Origin of the sequence: Aeromonas sp. 603079 (assembly GCF_049172135.1) — a bacterium.
In the GTDB taxonomy this organism is placed as follows: domain Bacteria; phylum Pseudomonadota; class Gammaproteobacteria; order Enterobacterales; family Aeromonadaceae; genus Aeromonas; species Aeromonas veronii.
On record NZ_JAAKPX010000010.1, the window covers coordinates 19,290 to 44,787 of the forward strand.

Genomic DNA, 25,498 nt, shown 5'->3' on the forward strand with positions numbered 1-25,498 from the left:
TGAGCCGACAGCAGATGAGTCATGATTCTGACGTCAGCCTTGCGTGGGGGGCGTGCTGAGATCCGCCATAGCGCGGGATCTTGCACCATCTGACAAGTTGGCCTGTAACTTGCTGGTTTAATTGATAATGGTGGGGCCTGACGCCCCATGTGACCGGATCAGCCTGTGCCCATTGCCGCAGATGCGCACTGAATTGGAGCCCCCATGGATATCAAACCCTACAGCCAGCAGCTTGCCCAAAGCGCATCCAACAACCGCGCCCTCGCCACCCTCAACAGTGCCAGTAGCGGCGGTCAGGGTGGTGGCTGGGAGGAGATGGTCAGCCTCTCCACCCAACGGATGACCGGTCAGGCCCAGCAGGTGCTGACCTACGAACATCTGGCCAAGAACAACAAGCTGCCGCCGGCGCTGGATATGAGCTCCGACAAGGGGGGCGTGGTGCAGCAGTTGGTGGACAAGGCGCTTGGTTTCGATCGCAAGAAGTTCAACGAGATCGAAGATAAGCTCAAGACCATCGCCGATAACAAGAAGCTGACGCCGGAAGAGCGGGCGGAGCAGAGCAAGCCGCTCAACGAGCAGCGAGAGGCGATGCTCAAGGAGGCGATGGATCGCCTGACCGGCAAGAAGAGCTCATCCAAAGATGAGGCCAAAACTGCCTGATCCTGCCGTTGTTCTGAGATCTACCCGGTCGGCACCGATGGGCCAGTGTCGACCGCCGATGGGCAAGCTTCTGCCACCTCTTTTGACCTCACCTCCCCACAGGCGCACAATGTCCGCGCATTGAGCCAGTCGAGGAGTCCGCCGTGTACAACTTCCAATATGCCAATCCGACCCGTATCTGTTTCGGCGAGGGGCAGATCGCCAGCCTGCCCGAACTGATCCCACCCGGCAGCCGGCTACTGGTGCTCTACGGCGGAGGCAGCATCAAGCAAAACGGCGTCTATGAGCAGTTGACCCGGGCGCTGGAGGGGGTGACGTGGCAGGAGTTTTCCGGCATCGGCGCCAATCCCAGATACGAGCTGTTGATGGAGGCGGTGGCTCAGGTTAAACGCGAGCGCATCGACTTCTTGCTAGCCGTCGGCGGCGGCTCGGTAGTGGATGGCACCAAGTTTGTTGCGGCGGCCGCCTGCTACGAGGGGGATAATCCCTGGGATATCTGCGGTAAACAGGCAAGTGTGCACAAGGCGCTGCCGATGGGCTGTGTGCTGACCCTGCCAGCCACCGGCTCCGAGAGCAATCCCACCTCGGTGGTGAGCCGCGGGGATGTGAAGATCTCCTTCAGAAGCCCGCTGGTGCAGCCGCAATTTGCGGTGCTCGACCCGACCACCACCTACAGCCTGCCGCCGCGCCAGACCGGTAACGGAGTGGTGGATGCCTTCGTCCATATTGCCGAGCAGTACCTCACCTTTCCGGTGGGAGGCGAGGTACAGGATCGGCTGGCAGAAGGCCTGCTGCAGGTGCTGGTGGAGAATGGCCCCAAGGCGCTGGCGGAGCCGACCAACTATCAGGTGCGGGCCAATCTGATGTGGGCCGCCAGTCTGGCGCTCAACGGTCTTATCGGCTGCGGGGTGCCGCAGGATTGGGCCTCTCACGCCATCGGTCATCAGCTGACGGCACTTTACGGGCTCGACCACGGCCAGAGTCTGGCCGTGGTGCTCCCTTCGCTGCTCCGTGAGCGGGCGAGCCAGAAGCAGGACAAGCTGGCCCAGTTTGCCGAGCGGGTGTGGCATTCGACCCGCGAGGACAAGGCCCTGCGCATCGAGGAGGCGATCATCCGCACCGAACAGTTCTTCCAGAAGATGGGACTGGGGACCCGGCTTGCCGACTATGGCCTCAGCGAAAGCTGCATTCCGGCGGTCTGCTCCAACCTCAAGCGGGTGGGGCGCACCGGACTCGGGGAGCAGCAGGATATCGACCCGGATCAGGTGGCGCGGATCCTCGCCCGCGCGCTATAAGCCGGCGCCGGTTTGTGTCCCTGGCTGATTCATTTTCCCAATTAAAGAGGGCCGCTTGTTGCGGCCCTCTTGCATCACGGGTTAGCCGATCACTCGGTGCGCGCCTTGAGATAACCGGCGTAATCCGGGATCTGCACGCTGAAGGCCTGGCGCATATGGGGGCTGTCCATGATGAAGTCGGCGGTCGCCTCGTTGGTGGCGACCGGGATGTTCCAGACTGCCGCGAGGCGCAGCAGTGCCTTCACGTCCGGATCGTGGGGCACCGCATTGAGGGGATCCCAGAAGAAGATCAGCACGTCAATCTTCCCTTCGGCAATCAGGGCGCCGAGCTGCTGGTCGCCCCCCATGGGGCCGGAGAAGAGGCAGGTGATGGGCAGTTGCGCCTTCTTGCCGAGCATGGTACCGGTGGTGCCGGTGGCGTAGAGGTGGTGGAGTTTGAGCTCCTCCTTGCGCCGCATCACCCAGTTCAGCAGGGGGGTCTTCATGTTGTCGTGAGCCACCAGCGCCACTCGCTTGTGGGCCGCCATCTCACGGGCGATCTGTTCCATGGACATCATCCGTAGCAGTGTTGTTTGAATAGAGCCGTATCCTAATCGAAAGCGGCGCCCGTTGCCTTGCTGGGCGCCGTAACTGTGATCACTTCGACTGTTCAATCCACTGCTTGTTCTTCTGCTCCAGCACCGAGATGGGCAGCATGCCGTATTCCAGCACATGGTGGTGGAACGCCTTGAGGTCAAAGCCTCCGCCCAGTGCCTGCTCGGCCGACTCCCGCATCCGGATCAGCGCCAGCTGGCCCGCTTTGTAGGAGGTCGCCTGGCCAGTGTAGGCCATGTATCGCGGTACCTCGGAGCTGATGTCCCCAGCACCCAATGCCGAGTTCTCCTTCATGTAGTTGACGGCCTGATCGTGGCTCCAGCCATACCAGTGGATACCGGTATCCACTACTAGCCGCATCGCCCTGAGCATCTCCTCGTTGAGGCGGCCAAAGTATTGCAACTGGTTGTTGAAGGCGGAAGACCCCTCGACCTTCACGTCTCCCACCGCCGGATCGTAGAGACCGCGCCCCTGATAGAGCCCCATGTCGTGATCCGCCAGATACTCGGTGTAGAGCGCCCAGCCCTCCGCATAGGAGGTGTAGGAGGCGTTAGCCACGTACTGCGGGAAGTCGGGATCCTTGGCGGCTAGCTCCTGGGCGATGGTGATCTGGAAGTGGTGACCCGGCGCCGCCTCGTGGGCCAGCAGGGTGCTGATGTTCCAGCTCTGCAGACCATAGGGGTAGTATGTGTTGAGGAAGAACTGCCCCTTGCGGCCGGTCTGCGGGTTGCCGTCCTGATACCAGGCTACCCCGCCGTATGGCGCATCTTCATAGGAGACGGGCACCACCTCGTAATCCAGTTTGGGAATGGTACGTTCGGCATCGAAGAAGTCTGGCAGCACCAGTGCTGCTTTGCTCTTGAAGACGTTGTACTCCTGCAGTGCCCGCTCGTGTTCGGCCAGCGCCTGCTGCTGTGGCCCGCTCAACGTCGCCCTGGCTGCATTGTCCGGGTTGAGGCCGGCGGACCAGACCTCTAGCGGGTTCTGATAGAAGAAGGTCGGCTCGTTCAGATAGCGGAAGAAGGCGTAGATCTGGCCGCTCTGCTTGCTCTGGCTCACGTCGTCGCTGTCACACTTGCCGACGGAATGGCATACCTTGACCATGGCAGCGAAGATCCGCTCTACCTCGCTCAATCCCAGCTCATGTACCTGCTCGGGTGTCATATTGGTGGTGGTGTGCTTCTTCAGCAGCCAGCGATACCAGTCTCGCCCGTTGGTCATGCCGCAGAAGCCATCATCACACTCGCCACTACCCAAGCGCACTGCATAGGCGCCGCCATGCTGGTAATCCAGATAGTCGCGCAGCGCCAGATAGCGGGTGTTGATGCTGTCCAACACGGCTTTGTAGTCTGCTCGCAGTGTGGCATCGGCATCCCCCGGCAACTGCTGCCAGCCGAGGTTGGAGCCGGCGATCGCCTCCCCATCCAGCTTGCTGTTGAGCTGGGCCAGCAGCCGGTCTACCAGCTCATCAGGCAAGGTGTTGCCTTGAACACTGGCCAGCTCGAACTGGTGTTTCACCTCGGCAAGATAGACATCATAGGCCTTGAGCCAGGTGAGGTGTTCCTGATACCAGGCCAGCGGGGTCATTGTTGTCTTTGCTCGAGTTGCCATTGCAAGTGCCGGAGCTGTGTCTGTGCGGTCGAGATCCCGTCGCCATGCGCCATCACCCGGCGTGACCCTGTCGGCCGAGCTGTGCTCGAAATAGTCGAAGTCACCGCTGACGGTGCGAGCCGCTTTGCCGCTGGCAGGGGCTGCTCCGACGTCATCTGCCAGATCCACCACGCGGTTGCGGAAGTGATGGATCGGGATCTGGGATTGGGGTAAATCGTATCCTTCAAGATTGATCTGCAAGTCCCAGCGGATCATGTCGTAGAACAGCCGATCCCGCTCACTTAGCACCGTGGGATCCAGAGCATTCAGTCGTTGGAGCAGTGAACTGTCGAGTGCTTTGCGCTTGGCGATGCTGGTGGCATCGATGGCAAAACCGTAGGGGTCGAGCGATTGGCTCTCGCGCAGGGCCTCATCCATGGTTTGCATCAGGGATGCTTTGGTGGCTGCGGGATCTGCAGGTGCGTTCGAGCTGTTGTCATTGCAGGCGGCAAGAGACAGGGCAATGGCGCAGGCTAGCGCGAGCTTGTTGGGTAGGAAGTGCATGATTTAGTCCTTTCACATGTTGTTATTGTATGTCCCTGTGAGGGGCCCCAATAGTGCAACTGCCAAGCGTCTGTTTTTGCGATCTGAATAGCAAAAATACGCTTATTTTTCATGCTGATAAGTGGTGTGAAAAGCTATGCAGCCAGACATTAAAAAACCCGCCTTAGCGGGTTTTTTAACCGTTTTTTCATGCCATAACTATTCAGGATGAACTGTGGTGCAGTTGCGACTGCTGGTAGTTCTCCAGCCCGATGCGATCGATAAGATCGAGCTGGGTCTCCAGCCAGTCCACGTGCTCCTCCTCATCCTCCAGGATCTCCTGGAACAGGTCGCGGCTGATGTAGTCCTGCACCGACTCGGCGTAGGCGATGGCTACCTTGAGGTCGGGGATGGCATCCATTTCCAGCGAAAGGTCGCAGCGCAGCATCTCTTCGACGGTCTCACCGATACGCAGCTTGCCCAGATCCTGCAAATTGGGCAGCCCTTCGAGAAACAGCACGCGTTTGACCAGCTCGTCGGCGTGTTTCATCTCATCGATAGACTCGTGATACTCCTTGTGCCCGAGCGCCTTGAGGCCCCAGTCATCGTAGATGCGGGCGTGCAGGAAGTATTGGTTGATGGCAATCAGCTCATTGGCCAGCACCTTGTTGAGATGGGCAATGATCTTGGGATCTCCTTTCATCGACAGTGCTCCTTGGTTCGTGCCTGAGGCTTCGATCGTTAGAGCTTAGTCCAGAAAAGTGACAACAAGAGGTCTGGCGAGCCAGCTCGCCTGAGAAAAGGGGTGACCCTGTTGGCGGGTCGCATCAGAAAAGAGGTGTCCGGATCAGGCCACTTCGTAGTAGAGCACGGGTTGCTCCTGCTCCATCTTGTCGAGTTCGGCGGCGATGATCTCCATGGTCATGCGCACGCATTTGCCACATTGGGCGCCCACCTCGAGCGACTGCTTGAGCTGGCGGAATTCGCTTTTACCTGACTGCACCGCTTTGCGGATCTGGGTATCTGTGATGCCGCGGCACAAACAGACGTACATGATGGTCACCTCTTGTGGAATGAGATGAAATCTAAATGAGAATGGTTCGTAGTGCAAATAACCATTGGTAATAAGATCCCCTGCTTGCCACTGTGCAACCCCTTGGGGACAATGCTGGCAACCAGAGGAGATCACCATGCTCAAGAAACTGTTCAGCGCCCTGTTCGGGGGCGAGCCGACCAAGGCGTCGGAAGTCACTCCCACCGAATATGCAGGCTATCTCATCTATCCGGAGCCCATGGCAGAAGGTGGCCAGTACCGACTGGCAGGGCGCATCACCAAGGAGCTGGACGGCGTGCTGCAGACTCATCGCTTTATCCGCTCCGATCTGTTTGCCAATCCGGCCGATGCCGAGCGTTTCATGGTGCAAAAGGCCCACACCTTTATCGATCAGATGGGAGATCGCATGTTCGAGCCCCGCAAACCGGCTGACAGCCAAGCTTCATGACACTGCAAGAGGTCACTCTGCTGCGCGAGGCGTTGGCCCGCGCCGGTGAGCGGCGCCTGATCTGGCTGGAGGGGAAGGAGGCCGACTGCATTGCCCGCGCCCAATCCCTGCTCGGTGAGACTGTCTTTTGGCTGGGTGCCGGACCCGAGTGTTATGCCCCACAACCAGCCGCCAAGGCGCTGCAGCGCCTTGGCCAGGAGTGCGACACGCTCGTCTTCAATGCCTTTAGCGGCTTTCATCCCGACGCCTTTGGTGCGCTGGCGGGCACTCTGCGCGCCGGTGGCTTGCTGCTGTTACTGACCCCGCCCAGAGAGAGTTGGCCCTCATGGTCGGACCCCGACCGGATCCGGCTGGTGGCCCAGCCGGAGGAGGCCGGTCGGGCCGGTCACTGCTTTATCGTCCGGCTGGTGCGGTTGCTGGAGGGGGATCCTGCCCTCTCTCTGGAACCGCCGGTTTGCTCGCATCCATGGCAACCGCTTGGGCCCGAACGCAGGCTGAGCTGCGATCAGACACGGGCACTGCCCGCCATCCACAAGGTGTTGCACGGCCATCGCCGCCGTCCGCTGGTGCTGAGCGCCGACCGCGGCCGAGGCAAGAGTGCGCTGCTGGGGCTGGCTGCCGCCGAGCTGCTGCGCCAGCAACCCTCGCTGAACATAGTGGTGACGGCCCCCTCGCAGGCAACGGTAGCGACCCTGTTTGCCCACGCAGCTCGCGGGCTAGATACCACGCCTGAACAGCTGACCGGACTGAGCTACTGCTCGCCGGATCGGCTGGTGCACGAGGCGATGAATCCCGATCTGCTGCTGGTGGATGAAGCTGCCGCCATTCCGACCCCGCTGCTTGAAGCCATGCTGGCCCGCCACAGCCGCATTGTGTTTGCCACCACTGAGCACGGTTACGAAGGGACGGGGCGCGGTTTTCACCTGCGCTTCAAACGGGTGCTCGATAGCCAGACCCCGGAGTGGCAGGAGATCCACCTCTCTGAGCCCATTCGCTGGAGTGAGCGCGATCCGCTGGAGCCGCTGATTTTCCGCCTGCTCGGCCTCAATGCCGAAGTCGCAATGCCCTTGCCGCCGACCAGCCCGAGCTGGCGTCTGGTCAATCAGGAGGTGCTGGCGAGCGACGAGACGTTGCTCAACCAGCTGTTCGGCTTGCTGGTGCTGGCCCACTACCAGACTACGCCGAGCGATCTCAGATCCCTGCTTGAGAGCCCGGATCTCGATATCCATCTGCTGGAGCAGGATGCGAGCCTGCTGGGTGTGGCCTTGGTGGCGCGAGAAGGGGAGATAGATCCCGAGCTGGCCGAGGCGATCTGGGCCGGGCGTCGTCGTCCGCGCGGCCATCTGCTGCCCCAGTCGCTGCTAGCTCATGCCGGTTTCAAGACTGCGGGGGGGCGCAGCTACGCCCGGGTGATGCGTATCGCCATCCATCCCGAGCTGCATCGTCACGGGTTGGGTTCACTGCTGCTTGGCAAGCTTGAGGAGCACTATCGCCAGATTGGCACCGACTACCTCGGCTCGGCCTTTTCGGCTAGCGCCGACCTGCTCCCCTTCTGGCGCAAGGCCGGACTGACGGTGCTGCGCATTGGTCTGCAACGGGATGCCGCTAGCGGCTGCCACGCAGCCCTGCTGCTCAAAGTGCTGAAACCCGAGCATGAGCCCGAGCTGGATCAGTGGCAGCAGCGTTTTGTTTGCCAGTTGCCGACCCTGCTGGCGGGCGAGTTAAGCGCGTTGGATCCCGAGTTGGTATGGCAATGCCTGCAAGGCAGTACCGTCACCGCAGCGGAGCTTGGTGAGTTCGAGCGCGACGAGATTGAGTGCTTTGCCCTGCATCACAAGCCGTTCGAACTGAGCCAATCCAGCCTGCAGTTGTGGCTGGCGCGCAATCTGGATGTGTTGGCTTCGCTGACCCCTGACGAGCGTTATCTGCTGATCGCAGCCATCTGGCTATATGCCGACTGGGGAATGCTGGCCGCGAGGTTGCAACTGGCGGGCAAGCCCGCCGTGATCAAGAGTTTGCGGGCGCTGCTGGCGCGTCTCTTGAGTTCCTCTACCACTCGATAGGTTTGCCCTGCCAGTCGAGAAAGCTCAGCTCGCCATCCGGTTGCAGCCGGTTCATCAGGTTAATCAGATGGTCGGCTACCAGCTCGGGACTCTGCACATTTCCCGCCGGTACATTGGCGTGAAACGGGCGGGAGAGTTGGGTATCCACGGTGCCGGGATGGAAGGCCAGCAATTTGACGCCGGGGGCCCGCCGGGCCAGCTCGATGGCGGCACACTTGAGCAGCATGTTGAGGGCGGCCTTGGATGCACGATAGCCATACCAGCCGCCCGTTCGGTTGTCGCCAATGCTGCCGACCCGGGCGCTGAGAACGGCCAGAATGCAAGGCTCGCGGCCAAACAGCGGTAACAACTGGTTGATCCAGCGCAGCGGCAGCAAGGCGTTGGTCTGGTAGAGGCGGGTCATGGCATCGAGATTGATTGCTTCGAGCCGCTTCTCTGGCTGGATCTCCCCCTGATGCAGGATGCCGTTGCATATCACCACCCGATGGGGTCTCGGCGCCAACTCCGCGATGCGGGCTACCGCAGTTGCCATCTGCTCATCGCTGTAATCACAACATAGCCAGTGCAGGGCCGGCGAAGAGGCTCCTGCTGGTGCGGGTTGACGACTGATGGCAATCACTGGCCCGACACCCGCCGCCAACCAGTGTGCGACCAGCGCCGCCCCGATACCGCCAGAAGCGCCAATCACGACGATACCTTCACTCATCTCAGGCTCCTTGTGGGTGCATGATGGATTTCACCATCCGCCAATGTTGTCCTGATTGGCAGATACGATCGTGCCAGCCTGCGGGATCAAGCGGTTAAGGCTGCAATCTTGCCGAGATCCGAGCCGTTGGGTGAAATCCATTCCTATACTGAGGGAAAACCGCAGCGGTCTGCTGCCCGCGCAACCAGAATGAGAGTCACCATGATGTCCAAAGATGGGGAAGAGCGTAAATCTATCCTGACCGAAAGTGGCACCAACGAGCTTGAGATCATCGAGTTTCACCTCAAGAAGCAGCTACCGGACGGTCGTGAAAAAACCGCTTATTACGGGATCAACGTCGCCAAGGTGCGCGAGGTGATCCGGGTGCCGGAGACCACCGATTACCCCAATGCCCAGCGTCATATGGTGGGGGTATTCTCCCTGCGGGATCGCCTCATCCCGCTGGTGGATCTGGCGGGCTGGCTCGGCATCAAGACCAACCCTGACCCCAGCCACAAGGTGGTGATCGTCACTGACTTCAACAAGATGGCTAACGGCTTCCTGATCGACAGTGTCAGCAGGATCCACCGGGTCTCCTGGGAGGATGTGGAGTCCCCCAGCCAGTTTCTGGAAGCGGGGGAGAACGACTGCGTGGTGGCCGTGGTCAGGCGCGATGGCAACCTCATCATGATCCTCGACTTCGAGAAGATCATCGCCGATATCAACCCCGAGCTCAGCATGGAGAAGTACGACGTCACCCAGGATCGCAAAGTGCTTATCGACGATCGCATGATGGCGCTGCGCCAGGGCAAAACCATTCTGGTGGTGGACGACTCGGCCTTTATCCGCAAGATGATCGAGACCACCCTGCGTACCGCTGGCTACAACGTGATCACGGCCAAGGACGGGGGAGAGGGACTGGAGATGATGACGGATTTCGATCGTCTGGCCCAGGAGGAGAGAATGCCGGTGACCGGCTTCGTCAATGCGGTGATCACCGATGTGGAGATGCCGCGCATGGATGGCATGCACCTGCTCAAGCGGCTGCGGGACACCCCCTCCTACAAGGAGATGCCCATCGTGATGTTCTCCTCCCTGATGAGCGATGACAACCGCCAGAAAGCGCTGCAATTGGGGGCCAACGATACCATCACCAAGCCCGAGATAGGGCGCATGGTAGGCATGATGGACCATATGCTGCTGGGGATCGCCCCGCCTTCGCCAGCCAACAACATCTGACCTGCCGTTAACTTCCAATTAGCCGGTCGAATTCACTGACCGGTGCCTCAAGCGGCCACTCCTTGCCAAGGAGTGGCCGCGCTGTTTTGGCTGTTTGCTGCGATCCCGACGCCCCTTGTCTCCCGGATATGATTCATGCAATGATAATTATTATCATTTGTTGGTGTGAAGCATATGACAGCAACCTGGGTGAAGGGGTGGGTCGACTCGACCGAAGGTGGCAGCAGCATGAGTCACTGGAAACAGCAGACCCGAGAGGGCAACCGGCTGTTTGACTGCGGCGAGTATCATCAGGCGTTGGCCCATTATCAGCAGGCGCTCTGGCTGGCTCGTCAGCAGTTGGTGCAGTGGCATGACGCCGATGAGGCTGTGGCGGCGCTGGTGGTGGCTCACCACAATCTGGCGGATCTGCTGGTGGCCATGACCCTGCCCGATCGCGCCGCCGACCTGCTCTGCTATGTGCACGACTGCCTGCTGGCGACCTGTCACTCCCCCGCTTGCTCCTCTCGCCTGCGAGAGGCTGCTTTGCGCCATACCCGCACAACCCGTGCCGAGTTGCTGACGTTCGTACAGCGCCACGGCAGCCACGCCGGGATCATGCGTTCACTCGGTCACTGCCTGTGTCAGAGCGAGCCCTCATCCCGGCTCCATTAATCCGAACAGAGGTCATCATGAGCCATACCCTGCCAGCCCTGAACTATGCCTACGACGCACTGGAACCCCATATCGATGCACTGACCATGGAGATCCACCACAGCCGTCATCACCAGACCTATACCAACAACCTCAACGCAGCGCTGGAAGGGGCGCCCGAGCTGGCTGCACTGCCAGTAGAGGAGTTGCTGCGCCGCTTCGATACCCTACCCGCCACCTTGCAGGGGGCGGTTCGCAACCATGGCGGCGGCCATGCCAACCACTCCCTGTTCTGGCTGGTGATGAGCCCGCAGGGGGGCGGTGAGCCGGGTGGTGAGCTGGCTCTGGCTATCGAGCGGGAATTGGGGGGATTCGATGCCTTCAAGCAGGCCTTCACTCAGGCGGCCCTGAGCCGGTTTGGTAGCGGCTGGGCCTGGCTGGTGGTGGACAAGGCGGGCAGATTGCAGGTGGAGAGCAGTGCCAATCAGGATAGCCCCCTTATGCATGGCCATACCCCGATCCTGGGGCTGGATGTGTGGGAGCACGCCTACTATCTCAAGTACCAGAACAAGCGTCCTGACTATATCGCAGCCTTCTATCAGGTGGTGGATTGGGCCGAAGTGGCCCGCCGCTATCAGGCGGCGCGAGGCTGACCTAGTCGCAGGGAATGGGTGTACAGGCTCACCGCCACAACCCGCGCTGTAATAACAAGACCCGCCAGTTGGCGGGTCGTCTGTTTATGGTGTGGCAGTGCTGACGCTGGCGGCTGAAGGGGTCATCGGCAATGTGGGCAAGGCCGTGCTGGGCGTCTCGGCGGTGGTTTCTGCCGAGGGTGTGACGGGAGTGACCGGCTCAGTCGTTGCCGCAGCGGATAAAGCTAGCGTGACTTGTTCCGTCACGGCCGAGGAAGATGGAGTAGCCGACTCGGTGGCAACCGCGGCAGATACTGCCGCTGGCTTGGCCTCATCCAGCGCCGGTTTGGGTTGTTTTAGGCAGGGTTGCAGACTGCCGATGGTACTCAGTGACTGGCAAGGCACAGGCAGGCCGATGGGGACCGGTGCCCCGAGGAACTTGGGCCCCTTGTCCAGCACATAGAGGTCGAGCAGCCCCATCAGGCGGGCAAAGACTTCCCGCACCCGGGTGCGGATCCCCTGATAGGCGCTGGGATCCTCGGCATTGAAGCCGACCGCATCGATACCGAAATGGCGAGCGATAAAAATGGCCCGCTCGTTATGAAAGCCCTGGGAGACCACGGTAAAGCGCTCCTGGCCGAACACCTCTTTGGCGCGAACCACTGAGTCGAGGGTGCGGAATCCGGCGAAATCCATATAGATGGCGGAGGCGGGGATGCCCGCCTTGATCAGGGCGCGGCGCATCTGGCGTGGCTCGTTGTACTGCACGGTGGCGTTGTCACCGGAGACGATGATGAAGTCCACCTTGGCATTGTTGTAGAGCTCGGCCGCCGCCTTGATGCGGTATTTGAAGTAGTGGTTGGGGCCGCCACCGGAGAGATATTTGGAGGTACCCAGCACCACCGCAACCCGGTTGTAGGGCACCTTGTCCACCTGATCGTAGGTGTAGTGACGGGCATCCGAGACGATCCACTCGCTGTAGCCCAGCAGCATGGCAATCAGGGCCAGCAGCAAAACGAGGCAGGCGAGGAGGATCTTGGCAAACTTCTTCATGCGCGGTGCGGTCAGGGTCTGAAGTTGGGAGTGGCTATCGGCATTCTATTACAACTCGGCCGCTGGCGTCAGGCTTGATAACGGGCGGGCACCTCATTCGGGCAGAGGTTGTCGCAGCAGAAGAGGGAGTGCGGGGGAAAAAGCGAGGGGCTGCGGTGGCAGCCCCTCTGTTAGGTGAAGGTTTATCAGTGGGCGGAGTCATTGCCCTTGCAGGCGTCTGACTCCTTGTTTGCTTGCCACCAGGGCAGCAGATCCCGGGCGAGCCACGCCTGATAGGCGTCGCTGTCGTTGGCGATCAGCCGGTCCAGCTCCCCTTCGAAGTCGCTCATCGCCTGCTGGCGATCCGGATTGCGCAGCGCCTGTGCCAGCGCCAGCCAGCTGGCGCCGCGACCGGTATCGTTGAGGAAACGGTGCACGGTATAGGACCAGGAGTAGACCATCTCGCCACCCTGGTCGTAGTCAAGGTGGAGGATAGCCGCCAGTGTCGGACGCTGGTTGGCGGGGCGGTTTGCCACGTTATCCAGACCCCGGGCAAAGCACTGGCCGTGGGCGATGTACTCTGCAATTCCCTCGGCCCACCAGGTGGTGCGGTTGAGCGGATAGTGGCCGAAGCTGCCGTACTGGTTGAAGCGACCATCCAGATAGTGAACGTACTCGTGGCGCAGGTTCCACACCTGGAAGGCAGGGCGTTTCCACTCCGCCTCATAGGCGAAGAAGCGGGCCTGATTGCCGGGACGAGCCGGATCCCCCTCGATATAGATGCCGCCATTGTCGGTGGAGACACCAAACAGCGCGCTGCCGTAGCGGCCCCAGTCGGCGGAGGAGTTGAAGATCACCAGCTCCAGCGCTTCGTTGTGATCATCGGCCACCGGTTGCCAGCCAGTCTCCATCTGCTGGTGGAAGCGCTGCTCTTCATCACCCAGCTCGCGGCAGATCCCTTCGGCCTGAGCCAGGGTCAGATCCTGGGCGCGCAGACGCAGGGTGGGTGAGCAGGTGTGCTCGAACGGCAGAATATCTTCCATGCGGATCGGGGTACAAAGCCCGGTAAACTCGCCACTGACACAGGCTTCGCTGGTGCGATCCGTGTAGGTGAGGTAGTAGCTGGAGAGGGTCAGGGAGACCTCTTCCAGCATGGCGGCCGGATGCTGGCCGCCCGGGATCAGCCCCTGCTGGCGCATGATGGCGATGACATCGCGATCCAGCTGTTGGCGGTAGGCGATCGCCTTATCCGGACTGGTGTGATGGAGGTAGCGCATCATCTGGTAGAGACGGCTATGGGCATCGAGGATGTTGTTGAAGATAAACAGATCCCGTGAGCCATCGCGCTGTTTCCAGAGGGCCAGCTCGCTCAGGCCCAGTTGCAGCAGGCTCTGGCGCAATGCCGCCTCCTGCTGCAGCACAGCTGCGCTGAAGTCAGCCTGCTGACCGTAAGAGGCGCTCTGATCGACCAGATTGAGCAGCTCGAACAGGCCATCGGCCCAGGGTTTGTGGCCATTGATCTGCGCCGCATGTTGCACCGCATAGCCGAACGCCTGGTTGAGCTGGGCCAGCATGGGGGCGGCACTCTGGCGGAAGGCGGCTTGGCCAAGTTGTCCCTGCGCCGCCACGCTCCAGGCTTCCAGCACTGTGCCAGCCTGATCCTGTGGTTCGGCACCCAGCAGCAGGGGATGGTTAAGCAGATCAATCATTACCCCGGCCAGTGCCCGGGCGGCCTGATCACTCTCTTTGCCAACGCCGCCGTGGTAGTTGTGGGCGCGCACATAGTAGAGCAGCTTGTCCATTGCCGGATGGGTCGGTTGGTTGGCCGCCAGCAGGGCACGCATGCCGCGCACCACCGCCATCAGCTTGGCGTCATCGTGGCCGTAATCCGCCTGCCAGGCAGGACTGTTCTGGCCGCTCACGTCGGCCACCAGTTTGGCGGCATCGCTGTCGAGCAGATCCACATCGGGCTGCTCTGGCTCCGAGCAGAGACGACCGTTGGCACGGCGGCACTCCAGCTGCTCCTCCTTGCTGGCCAGCACGATGGGGCGATTGAGCACCCGGCTCTCCTGCCACTCTTTGCTCTCTGGCAGGGGTTGCCACTCGCCGCCGGCGACCGGGTATTGGTAGCCGCTATCTTGCAACGTTACCTGAACCTCGCTGCCAGCGGGGATCACCTGACGGCAGATGCGATAGCGGATGGTGTTGCTCCCCTCCTTGCGCTCCTGCGGCTCATCACACTCCTGTTGAGGCGTGAGTTGATCCAGCTGCCACTGATAGCGGCGCCAGACATGGAGCTCGCTGACCTGAGCGGCAGCCTGACTGCCTGCCACCGGTTGCAGACGGAAGAAGATCTGCTCCAACCGGCCATCCCGTTCACTCGGGGTCTCTTCAAGTACCTGCAACTGCTGCCAATCCTGCGGCTGATAGTGCCACTCCGACTCGGCGCAGCGGCCCTGCGCGTTGAGCTCGCAACGATCCAGCTCCCTTTCGCTCTGACCCAGGATGATGGCTTGCGGCAGCGGCAGACGATCCTGCCGCTGGGCGGTCGGCGTGCCCGCCAGCTGCTCCCAGCGACCCTGCTTGAGGCCATAACCGAAGTCATAACTGCTGGCGGGAATGAGCTTGCCCGCTGGAATCCGGTCTTCACAGCGCATGAAGCGGATCTGCCAGCCCGCATCTACCTTGAGCTGCGGGTCGCCACACTGTTGCTCGGCCAGTGCGGCGAGATCGCTGTTCTGCCAGTCGAAGCGGCGGTAGACCCTAAGCTGCTGATAGGGTGCATTGCTGCTGCGCGCCTTGAGCTCGTAGGTGATCTCGGTGATGCGAGCGGCCAGCTGCCGGCTCGATTCGCCAGTCAGCTGATACTGTCGCCAGTCATTGGGGGAGTAGTTGGCTTGCGCCGAGGATGTAGCCAAAAGCAGGGGGCCTGCCAGCAGCAGCCACCCGGTACCTGAACGGTTCATTTTTATCCCTTTGTTCTTTTTTGTGTATTGTCTTGCGAGTAATCGCAAGGCAATTTAAACAGTTCCAAAGGGATATCAATTGCCAATTAAAAATCAGATAAATCAATAAGATGGTGACTTTTTGAGTCTGATCGAATTATCGTGGGTTGGCGCCGCAGTAAGGACTCACATGTTTCTTTTTTGTTTTCAAAGAAGATCGGTAAATTGTGAGTCCGATCTCATTCAGCTTGTCGTGCCCGAGTAGTTTGTTGTCGGGCTACCTTGCCCAGCAGTTGGCGGGAGGGTTTGAGATTGCCGCCAAGATCGGGCCAGGGGAGCCAGTGGTCGGGCACCATAAAGCCGGGCAGGGTGCTGCGGATCCAGGCTGCCAGCTCGGAGTCGGGAACCGGCTCGCCGTGCCAGTCGATAAAGGCGGCGGGGCGTTGGCCCCACTCGTCGCTCGGCACCGGCACCACCAGCGCCTGGGCGACAGCGGGATGATCTACCAGTCGTTGCTCGATGGTTTCGGGCTGGATGTTTTCGCCACCCGAGATGAAGAGGTTATCGAGCCGTCCCTCTACCAGCAGCTCCCCTGCCGCAGTGAACCTCCCCTTGTCGCGAGTATGAAACCAGCCTGCGCCATCGAGGGGCAGATCCAGCTCGCCAGCCCGGTAGTAACCGGCAAACAGGGTGGCGCCGCGCACGCAGATCTCCTGCTCCCTGATACACACCTCCCGCCCCGGTAGCGGTTTGCCAACTACGCCTGCATCGCCGGGGATAGCGGTGCAGACCTGACTGCCCATCTCGGAGAGACCATAACTCACCTTGGGTTCGAGCCCCATAGCGCAGAGGCGGCTCACCAGCGGCTGCGGGATGGCGGCACCGCCGAGCAGCAACTCGCGCAGGCTGGTACGGGCGGGATCAAAACCCTCTGCCAGCAGGCGCCAGAGCTGGGTCGGCACCAGCGAGAGATGGGTAATGGGTTGCTGTTCAAGCCGCGCCTTGAGCGGCTGACTGCGATCGTCCAGCACCAACGTGGCACCCGCCAGAAAGACTCGAAACAGGATGGCGTAGCCGCCCACATGGAACAGCGGCAGGGAGAGCAGCCAGCCGCAGGCCTCATCGAGGGGAATGAGGCTGGCAGAGCCGCGCGCCGAGGCCAGGTGGTTGCAGAGCCGGTGCACCACCGCTTTCGGCGTGCCGCTGGAGCCCGAGGTGAGGATCATATTGTTGAGTTGGGTCGATGCCAGCGGCCACGCTTCCTCTCTTGCTGGCAGTTCGCGCGTGAAGTCGAGCTGCAAGGGCTGCCAGTTGCCTGCCGGGATCTCCCCTGCCGACCAGAAGACATCGGCATCGAGTTGCACCGCCAGCTCGCGCTGCTTTTCGAGGGGGAAGGCGGGGTTGAGCGGGCAGAACACCACGCCGCTGCGCACGCAGGTCCATGCCAGCAGCACATCTTCCAGCGCACCGCGCACCACTGCAGCCAGATGATCGCCACGGCGCACGTCGGCCTGTTCCAGCTGTTGGCACAGGCTGTTGAGGCGGGCATCGAGCTGGCGGTAACTGAAGGGCGAGGCGGCGTGGATGGCAATGCGGTTCGGGGCTGTGATTGCCCGGTGGCGTACCGGGCAAGGTGTCTGTTCGGGTGAACGGGAGGGGTCAATCACGGTAATACAGTTGCTCCAGTCGGCTCAGTTCCGGTTTGCCATCTTCCCCCAGCAGGTTGCCTGCCATCCAGCGGCGGGTATCCAGCCCCGGCGCCTGTTCCGGTGCCCACTCGCCTGCCAGATGAAAGAGCTGGTTCAGGCCCAGATCCGATTCGAAACAGGAGGAGATGATCACCTTGAGCCGCAGTTCGCGGGCGCGGGCGATCAGCGCTTCGCAGTTGGCGAGTGAACCGAGCAGGGTAGGCTTGAGCACCAGCGCGCGCAGTTGCGGGATCGGCTCCCACGGCTTGCCTTGTGCCAGCAGCTCGTCCAGCGCCACCGGCATGCCGGTGCGGTTGGCGACAAAGGCGATGTCGGCAAAGTCGGCGCAGGGGTCTTCCAGATACTCGATGCGATTCGGGTCGAGATGGCCGCAGAAGGTCCATGCCTCCTCGCGAGTCCAGCCCTGGTTTGCATCCAGCACCAGCTTGAGGGAGGGGAGGCGGTCGCACAGCAGTCGGATCAGCGCCAACTCGTCACGCATCGGGTAGCGCGCCACCTTCAGCTTGGCCTTGCCGGGCGAGCGGTGCAGCCACTCTTTCCAGTTGCGCAGCAGCTCCTGGGGGGAGCCTTGAATGAGGGGATAGGGCTCCGGCAGCGGGTTGCGCTGCTCGGGCCATGTCCGGCGCGCGCAGTCGAGGCCAAATTGCACCGACGGCAGCACGGGGTTCGGGGTATCGCCGGCGGCCAGGGCCGCCAGCGTGGCAAGGGCTTCTGCCTCTGCCTGTTGCAGACTCTCTTTCGAGAAGCCGGGCAGGGGGGCGATTTCCCCCCAGCCGTCGTTGATGCGTACCAACAGCCCCTCTCGCGCCACCTCCACCTTGCCGTGAAAGGTCAGGGGCTGGGTAAAAGGCAGTTGATAGCGATACAGGGCGAGTGCCATCAGGGGTTCCGCTTGTATTTGGAGAAGTCGGGGCGACGCTTTTCGTTGAAGGCGTTGCGGCCTTCCTGACCCTCTTCGGTCATGTAGAACAGCATGGTGGCATTGCCCGCCAGCTCCTGCAAGCCCGCCTGACCATCACAGTCAGCGTTGAGGGCCGCTTTCAGGCAACGCAGCGCCATCGGGCTGTTTTGCAGCATTTCGCGGCACCAGCGCACGGTTTCACGCTCCAGATCCGCCAGCGGCACGACGGTGTTGACCAGACCCATGTCGAGGGCTTGCTGGGCATCGTACATGCGGCAGAGGAACCAGATTTCGCGGGCCTTCTTCTGGCCGACGATGCGAGCCATGTAGGAAGCACCCCAACCACCATCGAAGGAGCCCACTTTCGGGCCGGTCTGGCCAAACTGGGCGTTGTCGGCGGCGATGGTCAGGTCACACATCATGTGCAACACGTGGCCACCACCGACCGCGTAACCGGCCACCATGGCCACCACAGGTTTCGGGCAGGTACGGATGTCGCGCTGGAAGTCGAGCACGTTGAGGTGGTGAGTCCCCTCGTCATCCCGGTATCCACCGTAGTCGCCACGGATCTTCTGGTCGCCGCCGGCGCAGAAGGCTTTCTCGCCAAAACCGGTCAGGATGATGGTGCCGATCTGATCATCATAACGGGCATCGGCCAGCGCCTGCAGCATCTCTTTGACGGTGCGGGGGCGGAAGGCGTTGCGCACCTGGGGACGGTTGATGGTGATCTTGGCAATGCCATCGTTGGACTTGTGATAGAGGATGTCCTCGTAACCGGCGGAGCAATCTTGCCATTCAACAGGTGCATACAGTTCAGCTTCCGTCATTGCTTCAATCATGACTCGTCTCTTCTTGTTGGTTGACCCACTCCGCGAGGAGTCGGGCAAAGTTATCAGGCTGATGGGCGTGCAGATTATGGCCGCCATCCAGCACCAAGTGGTTGATTCTGCGATTTTGGTTCGCCAGCTGGCAAGCCAGCTGATGGAATTTGTGATCCCGTTTGCCACTCACATAAGTAACCGGCAGCTGGCTCGCCATGAGCCAGGGGGCGAGATCCGGCTGCTTGCCGAGCGAAGTGGCGCGCAGCATGGTGGCGATGCCTAGGCCGTCGTTGCCAAGGCGGTGGGCGATCTGGCGGGCCCGGGCCGCGTCGTCGAGATCGGCAAACACCCCTTGCCGGTACCAGTCTGCCAGCACGTCAGCCAGGCGCTCGCGCTCGAAGCGCCGCGCCCACTGTTCATCGTGCTGGATGCGGGCGGGCCGCTCATTGTCTGGTAGCCCCGGGTGGCAGTTCTCCAGCAGCAGCCCCCGCAGCCCGGCGGGCTTGCGGCTGGCGTGATAGAGGGCCAGTCGCCCACCCAGCGAGTAACCTGCTAGCAGATAGCGTTCAATATTGCGGCTGGCCAGCTCGGCAACCAGCCACTGGTGGCTCTGTTCAAAGTCGCTGACGTTGAGAGCGCTATGCTGGCCGTGACCCGGCAGGTCGAGGGCGATGCAGCGGATGGCGGGCAGCCGGTCGATCACCGGTTGCCAGTCGCCGCCATCCCCCAGCAGGCCGTGCAGCAACACCAGCGGCACATGGGCATTTTTATTTGCCACGGATGGCGGCCCCCAGCGCCTTGAGATCATCGGCCACCTGCTCGCTCGGTACCCGGATCTCGATCAAGGTAACGCCATGTTGGAGGGCTGTGCTGTAATCGCGTTCGAACTCGGGCAGGGTGGTCGGCGCCCGATAGGCGAGACCAAACATGGCGGCAGCATGTTCAAAACTGAGGCCGTGGGGCAGTCGGTAGTAGCTCTCCAGCAGCGCCCCTTCGGTGGGCACCGGCAACATACGGAATATGCTGCCGCCATCGTTGTTGAGCAGGATCACCACCAGCGGTCGGCTCGCTTTGCTGAGCAGGGCGAGGCTGTTGAGATCGTGCAGGGCGCTGAGATCCCCAAGCAGCAGGGTGGTGGGCTCATCACTGCCTGGCTCGACCGATTGGGCAAACCCGTAGGCGGTGGCGATCAGGCCATCGATGCCGGAGGCGCCACGGTTGGTCATCACCCGGCTCGGCCCCTTGCCCGTTTCGCCGAGCATATCCATCAGTCGGGCTGGCATGCTGTTGCCGACAAACAGCTGTCCTTCGATAAGGGAATTGAGGCGATGGCAGACTCCGAGCTCGGAGAAGTGCTCGCAGGCAGCGGCGATCTGCTGGCTGGCGTTGTGTTGCAGCTTGGCCAATGTGTGCCAAGGGGCCCGGGTGGTGACCGGATGGGCCGCAGCGAAAGCGCTGGCGCTGCAGAGCAGCCGGTTGCGCAGCCGGTAGTCGGGGTCGAGCCGCGCCGGTTGCGGATCCACCAGCCAGTAATCCTGCCATGAATGGTGTTTTATGAACTGGCCAAGCCGCTTGGAGACAAGCCGCGCGCCAAATTGCAGCAGCACCTCGGCGCGGCCCAGCTCGGCGACGAATTCAGGGGCGTTGAGCGCCATATCCATGTGGATGAGGTTGCGACTATCGAAGCGGATCTGGCTCTGCAGGTCCGCCAGCAGCGGCCAGCCGAGTTGCTCCGCCAGCGCAGCGGCGGTCTGTGCCTGCTTCGGGTCGGTAATGCGACCAGCCACAACGATGCCGCGCTGTTGCCGAAAGGTTTCCCACTCCGCCTGAGGTGGGCAGCTCGGCTCACTTTGCTGCCACGGGCTCCAGGGCTTGTACGAGCCGAGCCAGTCACCCAGGGGGGCCAGATAGTCGGAGAAATCCTGATAGTGCTCGCCCGGATAGAGGGGCTCGGGGTACATGCAGTTGAAGTGCACCACTCCGGGAGTGAGTGCCTGTTTGGCCAAGGCTTGATCTACCGAGCTCAGCACAAACGCCGCCGGAATGGTCGGGGTGGGGCTCGGCAGGTTCTGCTGATAGACGGGGTAGCGGCCGAAGATCCCCTGCTGGTCGATCGCCTGATTGGCGCCGTTGTCGATAAGTTCGTGAGGACGATCGGCGGAGAGAATAATCAGCGGCACGCCGGTGAGCTGGGCCTCAGCCACTGCGGGCCAGAGGTTGGCTACCGCGGTGCCAGAGGTCATGATCACCGCCACCGGCCGGTTGCTCCCCTTGGCTAGCCCCAGCGCCATAAAGCCGAGGCCGCGTTCGTCAAAGTGCAAGTGACGACGAAAGCCCTGATGGGCCGCGGCGGCCATGGTCAGCGGCGCAGAGCGGGAGCCGGGGGCCAGCGCGATATCGCGCACCCCGAGGCGAAAGAGCTCCTCCAGCAAGAGGGAGGACCAGACGTGGTTGAAGGTGGCGTGCTGGCTCGAAAACGGTGTGCAGGCAAACTCTTCGCTGGCAGGCTCTTTACGGGTGGGCATAGGGGCTCTCGTAGCGTGAAAAGGGTGAATGACTATCCCAGCAGGGAGAGCACATTGGCGATCTTGTTGTCGAGTTCGGCCCACTCGGCGACAGGCTCGGAACCGGCGACAATGCCGGCACCGGCAAACAGGGTGACGCTGCCCGGCTGAATGCGGGCGCTGCGAATGGCGACCGAGAACTCGGACGTCTCCCGACTCAGCATGCCGCAGGCTCCGGCGTACCAGCCCCGATCGTAGGGCTCGAACTCGCGGATAAAGGCGAGCGCTGCCTCGCGCGGGGCGCCGCCCACCGCCGGCGTCGGGTGGAGGGCGTCGAGCAACTGCCAGTCGCAGACCCCGGGCTTGAGCTCGGCTTCGATATCGCACTTGAGGTGTTGCAGCAGCCGCAGTTTCAGAATGCGCGGCTCGGTCAGGGTGGCATCGTGGGTCAGTGGCGCCAGACGGCTGAGGATGTCGGCATGTACCAGCCGGTTCTCCAGCCGGTTCTTGCTGTCGGCCAGCAGCTCGGCAGCCAGTTGGGCATCCACCTCTTCATCGCCGGAGCGGCGGATGGTGCCCGCCAGCGCCTCGGTAAAAAGGTGGCGATCTTCCCGGCGGTAGAGCCGCTCGGGGGAGCAGGCGATAAAGGCCTGCTCGGGGGAGAATTGAAAACCGAAGTGGAAGCAGTCCTGGGCGTGGCGGGCCCACTGGTCGAGCATGGCCCAGGGATTGATATCCGCATCATGGTTCGGACTGGTCAGCCGGCTCTCCCGCGACAGCACCACCTTGGGGGTGTGGGCCTGAAAATCGGGGGCAGTGACGCGCTCAACCAGCGTCTGCCACTGGGCGGGGCCGGGGCAATCCTGTCGCTGCCAGGGCTGCTTTTGCAGGGCGGGCAGCGGGGCTTCCGGGCGCAGGGCATCGAGGGCGGCTTCGGCCGCCTGCAGTTCGGCCTCGAGATTGTTTTCATCCAGCCAAAGGTTGAGGCAGAGACTGACGCACTCGCCACGGCGCACCAGCTCGATGCGGGGCAGCACGAAACGGCAGGGGCCAAACCCTTGCCAGCCGGACTGGGCCGGATCGAACGCCAGTCCGCCATAGTAGCGAGGGCTGTCGTCATGATGCTGGTTGGCTGTGTTAGTGCACACCTGCTTGATGGCGTGCGGTTCGGTCAGTTCATGGATGGCGCCCAGCGCGACATACTCGGGACGAGCCTCTCCACGGGCCTGCCAGTAGATGCGGGGATAGAGGGTTTGCGCCGCGAGCCAGCCCAGAAAGGAGCGGATTTCGATCGCCACTCGCAACCGTACGAAGCCGCTGACGTTGCTGTGACGCAGGGCGTCCAGTTGTTGCTTGATATGGGTCTGAGCCAACATGGATTCTTGTCTGAGCCGGGTAGTAACGAGCGATCCGGTAGCTGGATGCCGTAGGTTTATGCCAAAGGGCGATGATTTCCTATATATTATCTGCCCATTCGTCCATGTAAATCGCCCGCGGGAGCTTCACTCTCCGGGGCCAAGTATACCCAAATCCGGTTCGATAACCCTTAACACGATCAATATCCGATTGTTTGGCCATCACAAAATGACAAATACCTTCTCTGTTTGGTTGCTGGCGGCGCGTTTGCGAACATTGCCGCTCGCCTGCTCTTCCATCCTGCTGGGCTCGGGGCTGGCTGCCAGTCGTGGCGCCTTCGATGGCACCATCATGGCGCTCTCTCTGCTGACCGCCATCCTTCTGCAGATCCTCTCCAATCTGGCCAACGATTACGGCGATGCGGTCTCCGGCGCCGACAACGGCGAGCGGATCGGCCCGCAGCGGGCGGTGGTCTCCGGTCTTATCACCAAAAAGCAGATGTGCGTGGCGATGGGGCTGACCGCGCTGGCGGCGGTGGCCAGTGGCCTGCTGCTGCTCGGCTGCGCCTTCGGCGGCCAGTGGCTGCAGATTTTGGCATTTGTGGTGCTGGGTGGCGCGGCCATCGTGGCGGCGGTGACCTACACCGTCGGCAAGACTCCTTACGGCTATCGCGGGTTTGGCGATATCTCTGTGTTCCTCTTCTTCGGCTTGCTGGGGGTGCTCGGCTCCTACTACCTCTTCACCAAGAGTCTGGAGTGGGATCTGCTGTTGCCAGCCACCGCCTGTGGTTTGCTGGCTACCGCCGTGCTCAATATCAACAATGTGCGCGACATCGAGACCGACGCCGCCAGCGGCAAGATCACCCTGGCGGTGCGCCTTGGCCGCAACCGCGCCATCGCCTATCACTGGGTACTGCTGGGGGCGGCGTTGCTGGCAACCATCGCCTTTATCCTGATCCAGCCCGCCAGTTTCTGGCCGTGGATCTTCCTGCCCGCCATGAAGCCGCTCAGCGATGCGGCCCGCACCTTGCGCGAAAGCTACGATGGCGAGGTGCTGACCGGTGCCCTCAAGAAGACCGCCATCAGCGCCTTTCTGTTCAGCCTGCTACTCTCCATCGGGTTGGCGCTCTCCTGACAGCTGGTCGCAGCTCGCCAAGGCGAACAATACAAAGGGCTCCCGAGATGGGAGCCCTTTTTGGTTTTGGCGGGTTTAGCTGGCGCGCGCCACTTTGAGCGTACGGCGGGAAAATAGCAGGGTATCCAGCAGCCAGATGACAACCATGGAGGTGCCCACCAGCGGGAAGGCAATGCCCAGCAGGATCAGCAGGGCGATGGCACCGCGCATCGGCGGGAGTTTGGCGGGCAGTGGCGGCGCGGCGAGACGGCCTTGCGGACGACGGCACCACCAGATCCACAGGCCGCTCACGGCGCTGGCCAGCACCATCAGGCAGATGGTCAGCATGGCCAGTTGATGGGGCCAGCCGTAGAGCTTGCCCATGTGCAGCATGACGCCGCTCTCCACCGTCTTGGCAACCGTGCCGTAATCCTGCCAGCGCACATCGGCCAGCACCTTGCCGCTGTATTGATCGATATGCAGGGTGGCGTCGTTGCGTGGATCGTCGGCAAACAGGGCGATGGTGTAGACGCCGGTGGTGCCGACCGGCGGGGTGATGCTGTACCCCGGACTCACCTTCCGGGCAGTGGCGATATCCAACACCTGTTGCAGCGGGATCCGCTGGCTGGCCATCACCATTCCCTCGTGCTCGCCGTGGTTCATGGCGCCGTGATCGTGCCCCTCATCAACAGGCTGCGAGCTGGGCATGGGAGTGTTCTCCACCGCCCAGGGGACGGTCTGCTCGTGGGCCTGATTGAGGCTGCGAGCCAGCGGTGCCGATTTGGGCACCTCGTTCCACATGGCGGCGGGGAAGCGGTTCCAGACCGCGGCAAACTGATCGCCCCAGAAACCGGTCCAGGTCATGCCGCTCAGCAGCAACAGCAGCAGGAAACCAGCGCCCCAGAAGCCGACCACTGCGTGCAGATCCCGCCACCAGAGGCGTCCGCGCTGGTTCACTCTGGGCCAAAGAATGCCACCCACCCCGGGCCCCTTGCGTGGCCACCAGAGGTAGAGGCCGCTCAGCAGCAGTACTAGCCCCCAGCCTGCCGCCAGTTCGATCAGCCGATCCCCGTGGTGCCGAGCAGCAGGTCGGCGTGCAGGGAGCGAGCCACCGCTTGCAGATTCCACTTGTTGTCCATGGTGCCGAGCAGGGCGCCGCTGGCGGGATCCATAAACAGGGTCAGTTCGCGCTCCCCCTGATTGACGATGAACTGAGCGCTCAGGTCGGGAGCGGCAGGCGGCAGGTATTTACGCAGGTTGGCATCGGGCATGGTCATCATCGCCTTGGCCAGCAGCTGGTCGGCACTCAGGGTCTGGCTGGCGGGGGCGACCTCCATCAGCTCTGGGTACATCAGGTTGTCGAGCTGGGGTTTGAACAGATAGACGATCCCGGTCAGTGACAGCAGGATCAGGAAAGGGGCGACAAAGAGACCGTCGTAGAAGTGCCAGCGCCAGATCCGTTGGTAATGACTCGAGTCCCTGTTTTTCATTGCACATCCTTGTTGAGGTGCCAAACCTTTCGGCAGGTGGAATGTTTGTGGCGGCGCGGATAATAGCAGTAACGTTTCGTTAACTGCAATCGCACATCTTGAGATCGATTCAGTGCGGGCTGCCGGTAACATGAGGTGCCGACGGTTTGCTGGATAGGATGAGCACGCTTTGGGAAAAGCCTGTTTGCTGC

The 25,498-nt window shown here is 61.8% G+C and carries 21 protein-coding genes and 1 pseudogene; 8 read left to right on the top strand and 14 right to left on the bottom strand.

Going from position 1 to position 25,498, the window contains the following annotated elements; genetic code table 11:
* Positions 1 to 204: 204 nt before the first annotated feature.
* Together G5287_RS08965 and G5287_RS08970 are read left to right on the top strand one after the other, a co-directional pair.
* Positions 205 to 660, top strand: a complete 456-nt coding sequence (locus G5287_RS08965; protein WP_150389782.1) for a hypothetical protein — start codon at positions 205 to 207, stop codon at positions 658 to 660.
* A gap of 143 nt (positions 661 to 803) precedes the next feature.
* The gene (locus G5287_RS08970) at positions 804 to 1,955 is read left to right on the top strand and encodes an iron-containing alcohol dehydrogenase (RefSeq protein ID WP_421172279.1); all 1,152 of its coding nucleotides are present in this window, start codon (positions 804 to 806) and stop codon (positions 1,953 to 1,955) included.
* Positions 1,956 to 2,044: 89 nt separating this feature from the next.
* Here the strand turns inward: G5287_RS08970 and G5287_RS08975 are convergent, their stop codons facing one another.
* From G5287_RS08975 to G5287_RS08990, 4 genes are all read right to left on the bottom strand, one after another.
* Positions 2,045 to 2,503: a methylglyoxal synthase gene (locus G5287_RS08975; RefSeq protein WP_287975221.1), complete on the bottom strand. Its 459-nt coding sequence runs from the start codon at positions 2,501 to 2,503 to the stop codon at positions 2,045 to 2,047.
* 88 nt (positions 2,504 to 2,591) lie between these two features.
* On the bottom strand, positions 2,592 to 4,703 hold the full coding sequence (locus tag G5287_RS08980) for a DUF885 domain-containing protein (RefSeq protein WP_227341873.1): 2,112 nt from the start codon (positions 4,701 to 4,703) through the stop codon (positions 2,592 to 2,594).
* 202 nt (positions 4,704 to 4,905) lie between these two features.
* The gene (bfr, locus tag G5287_RS08985; RefSeq protein ID WP_042053647.1) at positions 4,906 to 5,385 is read right to left on the bottom strand and encodes a bacterioferritin; all 480 of its coding nucleotides are present in this window, start codon (positions 5,383 to 5,385) and stop codon (positions 4,906 to 4,908) included.
* Positions 5,386 to 5,529: 144 nt separating this feature from the next.
* Entirely contained in the window at positions 5,530 to 5,736 is a 207-nt protein-coding gene (locus tag G5287_RS08990; protein WP_005335965.1) for a bacterioferritin-associated ferredoxin, read from the bottom strand.
* A gap of 136 nt (positions 5,737 to 5,872) precedes the next feature.
* On the opposite strand from G5287_RS08990, the gene G5287_RS08995 reads away from it, so the two are divergent.
* Positions 5,873 to 6,184 (top strand): HlyU family transcriptional regulator, encoded by a 312-nt coding sequence (locus tag G5287_RS08995; RefSeq protein WP_374880344.1) that lies wholly within the window; start codon positions 5,873 to 5,875, stop codon positions 6,182 to 6,184.
* Positions 6,181 to 8,247: a tRNA(Met) cytidine acetyltransferase TmcA gene (locus tag G5287_RS09000; RefSeq protein ID WP_421231186.1), complete on the top strand. Its 2,067-nt coding sequence runs from the start codon at positions 6,181 to 6,183 to the stop codon at positions 8,245 to 8,247. The genes G5287_RS08995 and G5287_RS09000 overlap by 4 nt, the downstream gene beginning before the upstream one ends.
* Here G5287_RS09000 and G5287_RS09005 read toward each other — a convergent pair.
* Positions 8,234 to 8,953 carry an SDR family NAD(P)-dependent oxidoreductase gene (locus tag G5287_RS09005; protein ID WP_374996357.1) on the bottom strand — a complete coding sequence of 240 codons (720 nt, stop codon included), beginning with the start codon at positions 8,951 to 8,953 and terminating at the stop codon, positions 8,234 to 8,236. The two genes, G5287_RS09000 and G5287_RS09005, sit on opposite strands and share 14 nt — an antisense overlap.
* 201 nt (positions 8,954 to 9,154) lie before the next feature.
* Here G5287_RS09005 and G5287_RS09010 point away from each other — a divergent pair, with 201 nt between their 5' ends.
* The 3 genes from G5287_RS09010 (at position 9,155) to G5287_RS09020 (ending at position 11,457) form a co-directional block, all read left to right on the top strand.
* Complete coding sequence (locus tag G5287_RS09010; protein ID WP_005335957.1) at positions 9,155 to 10,171, top strand: chemotaxis protein; 1,017 nt, start codon at positions 9,155 to 9,157, stop codon at positions 10,169 to 10,171.
* Between the two features lie 174 nt (positions 10,172 to 10,345).
* Positions 10,346 to 10,825 (top strand): hypothetical protein, encoded by a 480-nt coding sequence (locus G5287_RS09015; protein ID WP_374996358.1) that lies wholly within the window; start codon positions 10,346 to 10,348, stop codon positions 10,823 to 10,825.
* 17 nt (positions 10,826 to 10,842) lie between these two features.
* On the top strand, positions 10,843 to 11,457 hold the full coding sequence (locus G5287_RS09020) for a superoxide dismutase (RefSeq protein ID WP_323925997.1): 615 nt from the start codon (positions 10,843 to 10,845) through the stop codon (positions 11,455 to 11,457).
* Positions 11,458 to 11,541: 84 nt separating this feature from the next.
* Here the strand turns inward: G5287_RS09020 and G5287_RS09025 are convergent, their stop codons facing one another.
* The 8 genes from G5287_RS09025 to G5287_RS09060 form a co-directional block, all read right to left on the bottom strand.
* Positions 11,542 to 12,489: a SanA/YdcF family protein gene (locus G5287_RS09025; RefSeq protein WP_374996360.1), complete on the bottom strand. Its 948-nt coding sequence runs from the start codon at positions 12,487 to 12,489 to the stop codon at positions 11,542 to 11,544.
* 185 nt (positions 12,490 to 12,674) lie between these two features.
* Positions 12,675 to 15,434 (bottom strand): collagenase, encoded by a 2,760-nt coding sequence (locus tag G5287_RS09030; RefSeq protein WP_421231187.1) that lies wholly within the window; start codon positions 15,432 to 15,434, stop codon positions 12,675 to 12,677.
* A gap of 218 nt (positions 15,435 to 15,652) precedes the next feature.
* Positions 15,653 to 17,080: an o-succinylbenzoate--CoA ligase gene (gene menE / locus G5287_RS09035; RefSeq protein WP_421231188.1), complete on the bottom strand. Its 1,428-nt coding sequence runs from the start codon at positions 17,078 to 17,080 to the stop codon at positions 15,653 to 15,655.
* Positions 17,073 to 18,002 carry an o-succinylbenzoate synthase gene (menC, locus tag G5287_RS09040; RefSeq protein WP_421231189.1) on the bottom strand — a complete coding sequence of 310 codons (930 nt, stop codon included), beginning with the start codon at positions 18,000 to 18,002 and terminating at the stop codon, positions 17,073 to 17,075. Before menC ends, menE begins: the two co-directional genes overlap by 8 nt.
* Positions 18,002 to 18,862, bottom strand: coding sequence for a 1,4-dihydroxy-2-naphthoyl-CoA synthase (gene menB / locus G5287_RS09045; protein ID WP_042081860.1), 861 nt, complete (start codon positions 18,860 to 18,862; stop codon positions 18,002 to 18,004). Before menB ends, menC begins: the two co-directional genes overlap by 1 nt.
* Positions 18,855 to 19,652 (bottom strand): 2-succinyl-6-hydroxy-2,4-cyclohexadiene-1-carboxylate synthase, encoded by a 798-nt coding sequence (gene menH, locus G5287_RS09050; protein ID WP_374996363.1) that lies wholly within the window; start codon positions 19,650 to 19,652, stop codon positions 18,855 to 18,857. Before menH ends, menB begins: the two co-directional genes overlap by 8 nt.
* Positions 19,612 to 21,369, bottom strand: a complete 1,758-nt coding sequence (menD, locus tag G5287_RS09055; RefSeq protein ID WP_374996364.1) for a 2-succinyl-5-enolpyruvyl-6-hydroxy-3-cyclohexene-1-carboxylic-acid synthase — start codon at positions 21,367 to 21,369, stop codon at positions 19,612 to 19,614. The genes menH and menD overlap by 41 nt, the downstream gene beginning before the upstream one ends.
* 32 nt (positions 21,370 to 21,401) lie before the next feature.
* Entirely contained in the window at positions 21,402 to 22,724 is a 1,323-nt protein-coding gene (locus tag G5287_RS09060) for an isochorismate synthase (RefSeq protein ID WP_374996365.1), read from the bottom strand.
* A gap of 208 nt (positions 22,725 to 22,932) precedes the next feature.
* Between G5287_RS09060 and G5287_RS09065 the strand changes: the two genes are divergently transcribed.
* Positions 22,933 to 23,838, top strand: coding sequence for a 1,4-dihydroxy-2-naphthoate polyprenyltransferase (locus tag G5287_RS09065; RefSeq protein ID WP_216980055.1), 906 nt, complete (start codon positions 22,933 to 22,935; stop codon positions 23,836 to 23,838).
* Between the two features lie 75 nt (positions 23,839 to 23,913).
* On the opposite strand, the pseudogene G5287_RS09070 reads toward G5287_RS09065, so the two are convergent.
* Positions 23,914 to 25,307, bottom strand: a pseudogene (locus G5287_RS09070) (PepSY-associated TM helix domain-containing protein).
* Positions 25,308 to 25,498 lie beyond the last annotated feature (191 nt).